Source organism: candidate division KSB1 bacterium (assembly GCA_022562085.1).
GTDB lineage: Bacteria > Zhuqueibacterota > Zhuqueibacteria > Oceanimicrobiales > Oceanimicrobiaceae > Oceanimicrobium.
The window spans coordinates 1-12,584 of sequence record JADFPY010000107.1 but is presented as its reverse complement, the minus strand read 5'-3'; the positions used below and the strand labels follow the sequence as shown (position 1 = coordinate 12,584).

The window sequence follows — 12,584 nt, the reverse complement described above, 5'->3', positions numbered from 1 at the left end:
ATTGCGTGCTTCAATTGGGGCGTGTATTCACGATTTGGAGATTATTGCAAAAGCAGGCGAACCCGAAGACCTTCAAAATAGAGTGGACTTCCTGCCACTTTGAACCTGTTAAGCACCGTTTCGCTCCTCCAAAAAGATCTAAAAAAACTGGGAACTAAATAGTCTAAGGGAAGAGAAAAATGACCAAACTCGACAAAACAGAAAAAGAATTATTAAAATCATGCAACACTAATGAGTGGGGTTCGGTGGATAATCTTGAATCCGAAAAGTTGAAATATCAAAAAATCGCTCGTTATACGATTCAGAAAAATAAGAGGAGAAAAGAATAGCTTTGGAATCACTCGACGGCTGGAAACGCACCCATACTTGCGGTGAGTTAAACGCCAAAAACGCCGGGGAAGAAATCATTTTAATGGGCTGGGTGCATCGTTGGCGGGATCATGGCGGCCTTATTTTCATAGATTTGAGAGATCGCTACGGTATGACCCAAATCGTCTTTGATCCGAAGTGCAGCGGAGAAGATTACGCCAAATCGAAAGAGCTGCGCACGGAGTTTGTCATCGCGGTAAAAGGCGAAGTTCGAAAACGGCCGGAAGGAATGGTCAACCCGAATTTGAGCACCGGTGACATCGAGATTTCGGGTACCAGCTTGAAAATCTTAAACCCCGCAAAAACCACTCCCTTTGAAATCGACGGGGACAAAGAAGTTTCTGAGGAGTTGCGTTTCAAGTACCGCTACCTTGATCTCAGAAACTCGAATATGCAGAAGAATATGCTCATCCGGCATAAAACTTACCAGGCGGTCAGAAACTTTTTTAATCAAAATAATTTTGTGGAAATTGAAACGCCCTTTTTGATGCGCAGCACTCCCGAGGGCGCCAGGGATTTCCTGGTGCCAAGCAGATTTCACCAGGGCAAGTTTTATGCGCTGCCGCAAAGCCCGCAGATGTATAAACAGATTTTGATGGTCGCCGGATTCGACCGCTACTATCAGATTGTGCGCTGCTTTCGGGATGAAGCCCTGCGCGCAGACCGCCAGCTGGAATTCACCCAGATAGATGTGGAGATGTCCTTCGTCGAAAAGGATGATGTGCTGGAAATGGTTGAAAAGCTCATGGTCGACATTTTTAAGCAGGTGCTGGACATTGAAATCAAAGCGCCTTTTTCCCGCCTGTCCTTTGAAGAGGCCATGAACACCTACGGCAGCGATAAACCGGACACTCGTTTCGACATGAAAATCGTCGACATAGGTGAGCTGGTTAAAGATTGCGATTTCAAAGTTTTTACCGGTAGTTTGAAGGCAGGCGGGATCGTCTGTGGACTGAACTTGAAAAACGGCGCCGGTTACTCCCGCAAGCAGATCGATGTATTAACCAAATTTGCGGTCGATGAAGGTGCTAAAGGATTGGTTGCGATTAAAATCGCGGAAGAAGGCTGGAATTCTTCCCTGGCGAAGTTTTTCTCTGAGGAAGCGATAAAAAACATAAACGAAACTTTTGGCGCTCAGGCGGGCGATCTTCTTTTGATCATGGCAGATGAAAAAGAAAAAGCACTCACCTTGACCGGCTCACTCAGGCTGAAGCTCGCCAAAGATGAAAACCTCATTCCTGAAAAAAGTTTTGAGCACGTTTGGATCGTCGATTTTCCACTTCTGGAATTTGACCCGGACGAAAAAAGATATGTGGCGCGTCATCACCCATTTACATCACCGATGGACGAGGATATATCTTTGATGGCAGAAAAGCCGGGTGAAGTGCGCGCCAAAGCCTATGATTTGGTTTTAAACGGTTACGAAATTGCCGGCGGCAGCATTAGAATTCATGTGCAGGATTTACAGAATAAGATCTTTCGCTTGCTGAATATTTCCGACGAGGAAGCCCGGGACAAGTTCGGATTTTTACTGGATGCTTTCGAGTTTGGCGCACCTCCGCACGGCGGCATTGCTTTTGGCTTTGACCGCTTGGTCATGCTGCTGGCAAACGAAAACTCAATTCGCGAAGTAATTGCGTTTCCCAAAGCAAACAGTGCCCTTTCCTTGATGGACGGCGCTCCCTCCGAAGTCAGCAAAGAGCAGCTTCAGGAGTTAGGTTTGAAAGTTATCTAAATGGTTTTTTTTTCTTGACAATTAGTTTTTTTTTTGTTATACTTGATTCCAATATCCCCCAAACAAGAGTTAAATAAGTTTTTACTATCTCTTAGATTATTTCTGAGTTAAAATTTATTTAGACAATGACGACCAGGAAGGAGGTGAAATAATGAAAAAATTGTACAAGACTGTATCACTGCTAATCGTCGCTTTATTTGTTTTTTCCTCGATGTCTTTTATGGGATGTACAAAACGTCCCAACGTTGAGCAGTTACAAGCGTTGGAAGAACAAAAAAATGCTGCTCTATCAGCAGAAAATACTTTGGAGGAGAGAAGAAGGGAAAAGAACGAGCTTCAAAGCAAGCTGAATCAAAAAAGAAACGAACTTCAGGCAACAAAAAAAGAATTAGAAACAGTTAAACAAAGAGTTGGAGAGTAATTTATTTTTATAGAATTAGGAGGGTAACATGAAAGCTGTGGCAAAAATTCTATTTGCCGGCTCTTTAGTAATTGTACTTTCAATGGTTCTGGGCGTTTCCAGCGGTTTCGCGCAAGAGATGACCATGAAAGAGTACAAAGCTCAGTTGCAAGAGTGGGCGGATAGAGAAATGGCAGCTAAAACCGAAATAGCTAAATGTGACAACGAAATTGCATCCCTGAATTCTCAGATAGCAGACCTCGATGGTCAAATTGCTGGTGTTTGGGGAGATATTTACTCAGCTCTCGGCGTTTCTGAGAGTGATGTTAATGCCTACCGCACGCAACTCGACGACATGGATCGGGAATTAAGCGCATTAAGCGCTCTGTCTCCCGAAGATTTGTTTAAAAGAAGAAAAGAAATCGATGCTATGGAAGAAAAGTTAGGCGGGATGAAATCGAGTCCGATATACAACCTAACTGAAATGCGCGACAGAATCGCGGGTCTGGAAGGTAAGATTGCCACACTCAGAGACAAAATGCCCAAGGGCATGTATGACGAGTATACGGTAAACCGCGGTGATTATCTTTGGAAAATCTCACGCAATCAATACGGTGAAGGAATCCAGTGGTATCGAATCTATTCTTATAACCGCGATCAAATTGGTGCAGACCCGGATTTGATTTACCCGGATCGTGTCCTCAAAATTCACCAAGAAAATGCCCCGGGTGAATACCTGGTTGGCAACGGTGATAATTTGGCAAAAATCGCCGGAAGCATGGAGGTAATGAGCGATCCGACCAAATGGCGCCAATTGTATGAAGCAAACAAAGACGTCATTGGTGATGATTCGAGTTTGATCTACCCGTATACAGTGTTAAAAATACCCGGTAGATAACCTCTCATTCACAGCAAAAAAAATGCAGGGGACACTTTCAGATGGAAGTGTTCGATTCTTTGTTCTATATAGAAGTTGTACTTAAATATCTCTAAAAGTTTGAAATCACTAAGCTCTTGAATTGATGGCTGAGATTTGCCATTGACGCAAGAGCTTTTTTTTATTATGCGGGAAACAGCATGAGTGATTCAACCACAATAATTCAGAAAAAAATATCAATCAAAGGCGTTGATCAATTAATGCTTTTTGGCTTTCAGGATAAAAACCTGCGCAGCCTTGAGGAGAAGTTTAATACTAAAATTGTTGCGCGAGGAAGTGAAATATTTTTGTCAGGCAAAGCTGATGTAGTGGAGAGACTCGAAAAGGTTCTTCTTGAACTCATATTGATGGCAACCCGGGATCAAACCATTACTGAAAATGACCTGGAAACAGTTCTCGATTTGGTGAATAGAACAGGCTCGCTCGCCACACCGGAAGATAATTTGGACTCAGCCATTCTTTACACAAAAGACGGAGTCATCAAACCGAAAAGTTCGGGTCAAAAGGCATTTTATCAAAAGTCATTTAAAAATGATATTTTGTTTGCGATCGGTCCGGCCGGTACCGGAAAGACTTTTCTGGCGGTTGCGATGGCAGTAGCAACTTTGCGCGATAAATTGGTCAATAGAATTGTGCTGACCCGACCGGCAGTAGAGGCAGGGGAAAATTTGGGATTCTTGCCCGGCGATTTTAAGGAAAAAATAGATCCTTACCTCAGGCCTTTGTACGATGCTCTGAACGATATGATACCGGCCGACAAATTGAAAAGATATATCGAGTCCCGTGTGATAGAGATCGTTCCTTTGGCCTATATGCGAGGCCGTACACTGAACAATGCCTTTGCTATTCTGGACGAAGCTCAAAACACTTCATTTAACCAGATGAAAATGTTTCTCACCCGGCTGGGGATCAATTCTAAAGCAATCATCACCGGTGATATCACTCAGATCGATTTGCCTGACTCCCCTTCATCCGGGTTGGTACAGGTACAATCTATTTTGTCCGATATTGAAGGTATTGAAATTATCTATTTAACCGAGCGGGATGTGGTGCGTCATCGCTTAGTACGCGATATAATCAAAGCCTATGAAGTTTACGAAACCAATAATAATAAGAAAAAGAATAGTAGCAACTGATTAATTTAATTTGGAGTTTTTTGCTTGCAAAAGTTTTTGAAAAAAATCTCCGACTTCACCAAACCCTTTAGAGAGAATCTAAAGGCCCTGCAAGAGCATAAACAGTGGCGTTACACACCGCAATTTGTTATGGGCTTGGTGATTGTAATTACAGCCACTTTGATATTCCCTTCAAGCCAATCTTACCAGTTTGCAAATTTGAAGGAAGATGACGTTTACTCCGGCGAGGAAATAATCGCTCCTTTTAGATTTTTGGTGAACAAAACCGAGCAAGAAATCGCTAACGACAGACAGGCTGCTACTGAAAAAGTACCCCTGGTTTTTAACCGCGTTGATAGTATTGAGTTGAGGTATGTCAGCAGGTTTGATGAACTGTTTAAAGAAATCAATTTGGTTCGAAATTCAGAAGCAGCCGATTCGACAAAAGTGACTGGGCTTCGCAACGTGGTAAACAAATTTTCTCTAATTATTGAACAGGTTAACATCCCGATTTTATTACACGGAGCCGAAATCTCGCTCAGCAATAATTCCAATGAGACGATAAAGAAAAAATTTGATTCTGAATTTTTGAGACAGAATTTCAGAAGGATCCTCCTTGATTTATATTCGAATGGAATTCTAAATTTGCAACGTGAAAAGATACCGAATTATGTAAAAAAAATCTCCGTGATTTCTACAGGCAAAGAGACTATAGAAAATTTGCAAAACCATTTGACTCGAGAGAATTATGATGATAACGTTCTTGAAAACTTGACCCAGACATTTCCTGATCAGATTTCAACCACGGTGAAATTAGGGTATCAAATTATCACCGCTTTTTTAAAACCTAACTTAATTCATAATAAGATTGAAACAGAACAACGAATAGAAGCTGCAGTCACGAACGTTCCTCTTTCAAAAGGTATTGTGTTTGAAAACGAAAGAATTGTAAATACCCATGAACGCATTACGAGGGAAACGCTGAATAAACTAAATTCACTAGCAGCAGCAAAGGCCGAAAGAGAAATAAGTGAAGGCGGTTCAAAAATTATCCTGCCGTATATGGGGAGAATGTTATTAGTTTCTCTTTCATTATCATTTGCAGCTATGTTTCTGACGGTTTCCCGGAAAGAAATATTTTATGATTTAAAAAAGATGTTTTTGATATTTATTATCTTTATGATGGTAATTGGCACTACTTTTCTGATCAACCAATTTGGTTTTTCGTCAAATCTGAAATACTTGATCCCGATTTCCATTGCTTCAATGCTGCTCACCATATTTTTCGATCCAAGGGTTGCTTTTATAGGAACTGTAACACTGAGTATCATTATCGGGGGGCTCAGAGGCAATGAATTCGGCATAATGATAATTTGCCTTTTTGTGGGAACTGTCTCCACATTTGCCGTGCGTGAAATTCAAGCCCGATCCTGGATAATAAAGGGAATTTTATCAATCTCTATCGCATACATTTTCTCAATCGCGGCGATTGAGTTTCTACAGAATACCGAATTCAAAGATCTGTGGAACATGTGGTTATATGGCTTAATCAACGGGCTGCTTTCACCAATTTTGGCTTACGGCTTAATGATAATTATTGAAACCATTTTCAGGTTCACCACAAATTCGACTTTGTTGGAGTTGTCCGATCTGAATAAACCCTTGCTTCGGCAGCTGGCGATCCGTGCCCCCGGGACCTATCATCATAGCATCATGGTTGGAAATCTCTCTGAAACGGCAACCGAAGTTATCGGTGGCAATGCCCTTCTGGCGCGGGTGGCGTCTTATTATCACGATATTGGCAAAATGGAGAAAGCGGAATACTTTGTTGAAAATCAAAAGGGCGGGAAGAATCCACATGAGAAACTGACTCCCAGTATGAGCTGCCTGATTTTGATCAATCATGTGAAGAGAGGCTTAGATCTTGCTCACGATTACAATTTGCCTAAGGAAATTCGCGATTTTATTCCCGAACATCATGGTACGAATATCATTCGTTTTTTTTATGAAAAGGCCAAAGAAAGCAGTGACGGTGTTGAAATAAATGAAACTGATTTCCGCTATCCCGGTCCAAAACCGCAAACCAAAGAAACCGGAATTGTCATGCTGGCGGACTCTGTCGAGGCAGGCTCACGGAGCTTGAAAGATCCATCAGTTAGCCGGATCCGCGGCATGGTGAATTCTTTTGTTCATGAAAGGTTGCTCGACTCAGAGTTAGATGAATGTCCCCTGACAACAAGGGACTTAAACCTAATTAAAAAAAGTTTTGTGAACACCCTGACAGGGATGTTTCACGGCAGAATTGAGTACCCGGATCAAGACAAGAAACCTTTCGGTAAAGGGGGTAAGAAACCTTCGGTGAAGCCAATTGAAATTCCAAGTTAGTATCCACAATGAACAGGCTCATGAAATTTCTTTAAAAGGGATTAAAGAACTTACTGAAAAAGTCTGGCAAACCGAATCAAAGGATAACGCAAGGTTAACGATCATTTTAGTTGACGACACCTATATTAAAAAACTCAATAAAGATTACCTCAACAAAAATTCGGTAACGGATGTCATTTCTTTTCCCCTGTCCAATGAAACTGATATGTTTGAAGGAGAAATTTACATAAGTATGGATCGTGTTTTGGAGAATGCGAGTATATATAATGTGGAATCGGGTGATGAATTAGAGCGGATGGCGGTGCATGGTGTTTTGCATTTTTTGGGCTATAAAGATAAATCTGATATTGAAAAGCATGCAATGACTGCTCGTGAGAATTATTATCTCTCACTTTAATAATCCGCAATAATAACTTTCATGGAGGTGAATAAACCAGTTTGGTTCCTGAGTCGTCTTTTTTGCTAGTTGTAACTTTTATTTCTCTCCTTTTTCTTTCAACCTTTTTTTCAAGCGTTGAGGTTGCCTTTTTATCCCTGTCCGAAGTCGATTTAAAGGAACTTAGAAAAAAAGCTACAAAGCGTTCTAAACGCACGGTGCAGCTTTGGGACAATCATCATACTTTTTTTATAGCAATACGGTTTGCTTCATTGGTTGCTCAAATTTCGTTAGTCTGTACCGTCATTTTTTTATCTAAAATTGTTGCCGTTTTTTTGGTTGTTTCTCATGCGCTGGCATTAGTTTTAATGCTGAGTTTCTTTGCCATAGCGCTATTCACGGTAAATGAAATTTGGGCAAAGTTTGTCCTTAAAAAAAATCGCTCTGTTGCCGAATTCCTCTCTTTGCCTGCTATGGTTTACTTTTTTTTAGTTAAACCATTTGTAAGACTCCTGGCCAGACTCTTCGAGTTTTTTTCAAACAAGTTGGATGTTTCCCGGAAGAGTACAGTTTTCGAACACCAAAAAATTATGGCACTCGTGGAAGATAGGGAAGAAAACGGCGGTTTGGAAGATAATGAACGCGCTATGATTGATTCGATTTTTGAGTTTGGCGAAACTGAGGTTCACGAAATTATGATACCTCGAATTGACATCGTAGGTGTGGAGGAAAATATTTCTCTCGAGGATTTAGCCAAGTTGATTAAAAACAAAGGGCATTCCAGAATTCCGCTCTATACTGAAGGGCTTGATAATATTTTGGGTATCATTCATGCCAAAGAACTTTTACCGATTATTATTGATGGTAAAATCGGAAAACCGGACTTGAAAAAATTGGCACGTCCTGTTTCCTTTGTACCTGAAAGCAAAAAGCTGCATCATTTGCTGAAAGAGTTCCAAAAGGGGCAGCAGCACATGGCCATCGTTGTTGACGAATACGGCGGTACGGCAGGATTAGTCACGCTCGAAGATGTCATCGAGGAAATCGTCGGCGAAATTCAAGATGAGTACGACAAGGAACCGCCGCTGTATAAAAAAATAGACGAAAATAGTTTTCTCATCGATGCTAAAATCGACTTGGATGAGTTAAATGAACAGCTCGAAATGGATTTGCCGACCGAGGGCGAATATGAAAGTCTCGGCGGTTTTATTTTTAGTTTGACAGATTATATTCCTGAACAAAATGAAGTAGTGGAATATAATAACTACACGTTTATTATTGAAAAGATAGATAGAAACCGAATAATTCGAGTTAAACTGACCAGAAGCGAGATTGTTGAAGAAGGGAAAAAGGATTCCGAAGATGCTTAACTTAAACAGGATTTTTAAAAATGGCGATGAATCAGTTTCGGCGTGACCCAATCACCGGGCGCTGGTCGATTATTTTTCAAGAGGAGTATAATGTAGCGGATTTGATTTCAAATACCACGCCTCGTCGGAAAAATCAGTCTGATGGGAAATGTCAACTTTGCAGCGGCTTCGAAGCGGAGACACCTTCGGAAATCTTTGCCATACGCAGCGACGATTCGACTAAAAATGAATCGGGATGGAAAGTCCGGGTCGTACCTGACAAGCAGCCTTTTTTGCAAATCTACGGCGACCTTGATAATCGCGGCATGGGTATGTATGATGTTTTGAACGGCATCGGTGCTCATGAGTTGGTGATAGAATCGCCAAAACACAGCGAGCAAATCTATGATATGGACTTAGATCAGATTCAGAATGTGTTGTATGCTTACCGCGAGCGTTTTCTTGATCTGAAACGTGATACCCGTTTTCGGTATGTGCTGTTGCACAAAAATTATGGCGACGGCCATGACGCATTGATGAGCCACTCGCATTCACACATCATTGCAACTCCCATTACTCCGGCGCGGGTTAAATATGAATTGATGAACACCCGTGAACATTATGAATATAAAGAGAGGTGTTTATTTTGCGACATTATCAATCAAGAGCTTACGGATGATGAAAGGATCATCATGCAAAACGACAAATTCGTCGCCCTTACTCCTTTCGCATCCCGGGCTCCTTTTGAAATTTCCATATTACCGAAACAACACGAGACATTTTTTGAATGGAATAATGAATACAGTCAACTCGCTTTTATTCTCAAGGAAGTTTTACGGAAATTAAGCAGCACTTTGAATGATCCGAATTTTGTTATGGTATTGCATTCCGGACCAAATGTCAATGCCGGGAAACAACGGGGTTACTGGAAAACAATTGAACGAGATTATCATTGGCATATCGATATTACGCCGCAATTTCGTGGCTTCACAAGTTTCGAGATCGGCTCCGGATTTCAAATCAATGTCATATCTCCGGAAACGGCCGCAAGAATTTTGAGGGAAGAAAAAATTAATTAACAATCAACTATCCCAGCGACCAAGTAAATGTCATTTCGAACGTAGTGAGAAATCTCTTAAATTAATAGAATATAGCTAAAAAGATGCCTCGACAAGCTCGGCATGACCTGATCGTTCTACTTTTGGATAGCCAGTGAAGGGTGAGGGTAGCAAATGAGCAAAAATCTAACTGAAAAAGCAATGAACAAACTCGTGGCGCTCTGCAAGCGACGCGGCTTCATTTTTCAATCCAGCGAAATCTATGGCGGCCTGGACAGCTCATACGATTACGGACCTTTGGGCGTGGAGCTGAAAAACAACATCAAGGAGTTCTGGTGGCAAAGCATGGTGCAGACCCGCGAGGATATCGTTGGCCTCGATTCGGCGATTTTGATGCACCCGAAAATCTGGGAGGCCTCCGGACACGTAGAAGGCTTCAACGATCCGATGATCGACTGCAAAAACTGCAAGCGCCGGTTTCGCGAAGACGACGAAACCATTAAAGATAGGTGCCCGGTCTGTGGTGGCGAGCTTACAGAGGCCCGGCAGTTCAACCTGATGTTCAAAACTCACATGGGTGCGGTTGCGGAAGATGCTTCAGTTGTTTACTTGAGACCTGAAACCGCCCAGGGTATTTATGTCAACTACGTCAATGTTATGCAGTCTTCCCGGCAGAGGATTCCCTTTGGCATCGCTCAGATCGGCAAGGCCTTTCGCAACGAAATCACGCCGCGCAATTTTATTTTTCGTACCCGGGAATTCGAGCAGATGGAGATGCAGTTTTTTGTCAAACCAGGCTCAGATGGTGAGTGGTTTGAATACTGGAAAGAACAGCGAATTAACTGGTACGATGACCTCGGCATCAAAAAAGAAAACTTGCGATTTCGCGAGCACGGCAAAGATGAACTCGCCCATTACGCAGCGGCAGCATTTGACATCGAGTATGAATTTCCTTTTGGCTGGAAAGAGTTGGAAGGCATTCACAACCGCACGGATTTTGACCTCAAGCGGCACACGGAGTACTCCGGCAAAGATTTGCAATACTTTGACGACGCGACTCGCGAGCGTTTCACTCCTTATATTATTGAAACCTCGGCTGGGTGTGACCGGACCCTGCTCACCTGTCTGGTCGACGCTTACGATGAAGAGGAGTTGGAAAAAGACTCCAGAACCGTGTTACGCCTTTCCCCCAAAATCGCACCGATTAAAGCGGGTATTTTCCCCCTTGTTAAAAAAGATGGCATGCCGGAAATCGCGCACAAAATCACCGATGACTTAAAGAAGCACATGCCGGTCTTTTACGATGAAGGCGGCGCAGTCGGTCGCCGCTACCGCCGACAGGATGAAGCCGGTACACCTTTCTGCATCACCGTGGATTCCCAGACTTTAGAGGACAACACAGTGACGGTACGCGAAAGAGATTCGATGCAGCAAGATCGGGTGGCCGATGATAAGCTTTTGGAGTTTTTGAAAGAAAGGATTTAAAGGTGCTACGTTTGCTTAGGTTCGGGTACATAATCTTGTTTATTGCAATTAATTGCCTACCTGACACTTCTCTGTTTGCCCAGGAGAACAAAATGGAGAACTCGCTTGAAACAGGAGCCTGGGCATTACAATTTCAAATTAGCCGAAACTTTACATTGAGTCGATTCGAGGGAAGTGTCATTTCCGCAAAGCGCCATTTTTCAGATAAAAAATCTTTACGATTCGGCTTAAGTTTAAATGCTTCAATTTCAGATGCTGAACAGAACTCAAAGCAGTTTACTTCGGATACCCTGCGTCAGATTTTGACAGCCGATTCAGATAGTGACGTTCAGAATATTGAACTCAACGTCCAATATCTATTCTATCCATCTCCGGAAAAAGAAATCAACCTTTTTCTTGGAGTTGGTCCAATGGTTGGTTTTAATCGCAGTAACTCCGAAACTGGTTCAGAAAGAGGAACCCCAAATCCTGTTGAATCTACATCGCAAAGGACGAGCAAACGATGGTCCCTTGGAATATCAGCCAACTTAGGCGCGGAATGGTTTGCAACAAAAAATATTAGTTTTCTGGCCGAATACGGATTGTCTTTGAATTACATTTGGGTAAAAGATAGCAGGACAGACAAGACTGCAGGTATAGTAACTGAAGCCGAAAACAAAAGTAAAATTCTCAACTTAAGTGCTACATCTGTAAAGTTTGGGTTGTCGGTTTATTTCTAATCCTCTGGAATTTGGGTTTTGAAATTTGAGATTTACCCAATTTATGTCTCTTTCTTATAAGCGTTAAATGTAATCGATTGCACAAATCCTTCCTCATCCGTGACCGTTCGTGAGCGGGATTCGATGCAGCAAGATCGGGTGGCCGATGATAAGCTTTTGGAGATTTTGCGGGAAAGAGTTTAAGGCTTTCTATATTTACCAATACTTTTTATTAGAGAAGGTTTCATCGAAAGTCTGGAGGATGTATCCGAAATATTATCAATAAAGATCGATTACAATGGATTGTTGAGCAACACTACAGGACGATTGACAGGCATTACAACCAGCGAGTCATCACCAAAAGTTGGTGTCTGACCGTTTGGCTACTCTCAATAATATTTACCGCTTCCAATAAGGCCATTCTGCTAAACTATCAGGGTATCGTCTTAACAATGATTCCGGTGATTATGTTTTGGATAATCGAAGGCTTGCAGGCAAGTCATATGAAAATAATGGAGCTTCGTGTTGCTGAACTGGAAAAGTTATGGTTATCGGATGAATCGGAGGTCGCAACCTCCGCGGATTTGCTGTTTTATGGCAGCCATCAATATCAATCATCCAAAGTAAAATTCAACTTATTTGTCTATGCCCTCTTCAAAATGGAAACCGTGTTTCCT

12 protein-coding genes are annotated in these 12,584 nt (G+C 42.1%); all 12 read left to right on the top strand.

Going from position 1 to position 12,584, the window contains the following annotated elements; all coding sequences use genetic code 11:
- The first annotated feature begins 179 nt into the window (after positions 1–179).
- On the top strand, positions 180–329 hold the full coding sequence (locus tag IH879_10855) for a hypothetical protein (GenBank protein MCH7675436.1): 150 nt from the start codon (positions 180–182) through the stop codon (positions 327–329).
- A gap of 2 nt (positions 330–331) precedes the next feature.
- The gene (aspS, locus tag IH879_10850) at positions 332–2,104 is read left to right on the top strand and encodes an aspartate--tRNA ligase (GenBank protein MCH7675435.1); all 1,773 of its coding nucleotides are present in this window, start codon (positions 332–334) and stop codon (positions 2,102–2,104) included.
- A 151-nt stretch (positions 2,105–2,255) separates the two neighbouring features.
- Positions 2,256–2,525: a hypothetical protein gene (locus tag IH879_10845; protein MCH7675434.1), complete on the top strand. Its 270-nt coding sequence runs from the start codon at positions 2,256–2,258 to the stop codon at positions 2,523–2,525.
- A gap of 28 nt (positions 2,526–2,553) precedes the next feature.
- The gene (locus IH879_10840; GenBank protein ID MCH7675433.1) at positions 2,554–3,402 is read left to right on the top strand and encodes a LysM peptidoglycan-binding domain-containing protein; all 849 of its coding nucleotides are present in this window, start codon (positions 2,554–2,556) and stop codon (positions 3,400–3,402) included.
- A 179-nt stretch (positions 3,403–3,581) separates the two neighbouring features.
- Entirely contained in the window at positions 3,582–4,577 is a 996-nt protein-coding gene (locus IH879_10835) for a PhoH family protein (protein ID MCH7675432.1), read from the top strand.
- A gap of 24 nt (positions 4,578–4,601) precedes the next feature.
- Positions 4,602–6,941, top strand: a complete 2,340-nt coding sequence (locus IH879_10830) for an HDIG domain-containing protein (GenBank protein MCH7675431.1) — start codon at positions 4,602–4,604, stop codon at positions 6,939–6,941.
- Positions 6,925–7,338, top strand: coding sequence for an rRNA maturation RNase YbeY (gene ybeY / locus IH879_10825; protein ID MCH7675430.1), 414 nt, complete (start codon positions 6,925–6,927; stop codon positions 7,336–7,338). The genes IH879_10830 and ybeY overlap by 17 nt, the downstream gene beginning before the upstream one ends.
- Positions 7,339–7,400: 62 nt before the next feature.
- Entirely contained in the window at positions 7,401–8,687 is a 1,287-nt protein-coding gene (locus IH879_10820; GenBank protein MCH7675429.1) for an HlyC/CorC family transporter, read from the top strand.
- Positions 8,688–8,707: 20 nt separating this feature from the next.
- Positions 8,708–9,745 (top strand): galactose-1-phosphate uridylyltransferase, encoded by a 1,038-nt coding sequence (locus tag IH879_10815; protein MCH7675428.1) that lies wholly within the window; start codon positions 8,708–8,710, stop codon positions 9,743–9,745.
- A 153-nt stretch (positions 9,746–9,898) separates the two neighbouring features.
- Positions 9,899–11,209, top strand: a complete 1,311-nt coding sequence (locus IH879_10810; protein MCH7675427.1) for a glycine--tRNA ligase — start codon at positions 9,899–9,901, stop codon at positions 11,207–11,209.
- 92 nt (positions 11,210–11,301) lie between these two features.
- Positions 11,302–11,928, top strand: coding sequence for an outer membrane beta-barrel protein (locus IH879_10805; GenBank protein ID MCH7675426.1), 627 nt, complete (start codon positions 11,302–11,304; stop codon positions 11,926–11,928).
- Between the two features lie 446 nt (positions 11,929–12,374).
- On the top strand, positions 12,375–12,584 hold a 210-nt coding region (locus IH879_10800), incomplete at its 3' end, for a hypothetical protein (protein MCH7675425.1).

Coding starts and splice junctions, on each gene's coding strand:
- IH879_10855 (MCH7675436.1), top strand. CDS start 180: ATGACCAAACTCGACAAAACAGAAAAAGAATTATTAAAATCATGCAAC.
- IH879_10845 (MCH7675434.1), top strand. CDS start 2,256: ATGAAAAAATTGTACAAGACTGTATCACTGCTAATCGTCGCTTTATTT.
- IH879_10840 (MCH7675433.1), top strand. CDS start 2,554: ATGAAAGCTGTGGCAAAAATTCTATTTGCCGGCTCTTTAGTAATTGTA.
- IH879_10835 (MCH7675432.1), top strand. CDS start 3,582: ATGAGTGATTCAACCACAATAATTCAGAAAAAAATATCAATCAAAGGC.
- IH879_10815 (MCH7675428.1), top strand. CDS start 8,708: ATGGCGATGAATCAGTTTCGGCGTGACCCAATCACCGGGCGCTGGTCG.
- IH879_10810 (MCH7675427.1), top strand. CDS start 9,899: ATGAGCAAAAATCTAACTGAAAAAGCAATGAACAAACTCGTGGCGCTC.
- IH879_10805 (MCH7675426.1), top strand. CDS start 11,302: ATGGAGAACTCGCTTGAAACAGGAGCCTGGGCATTACAATTTCAAATT.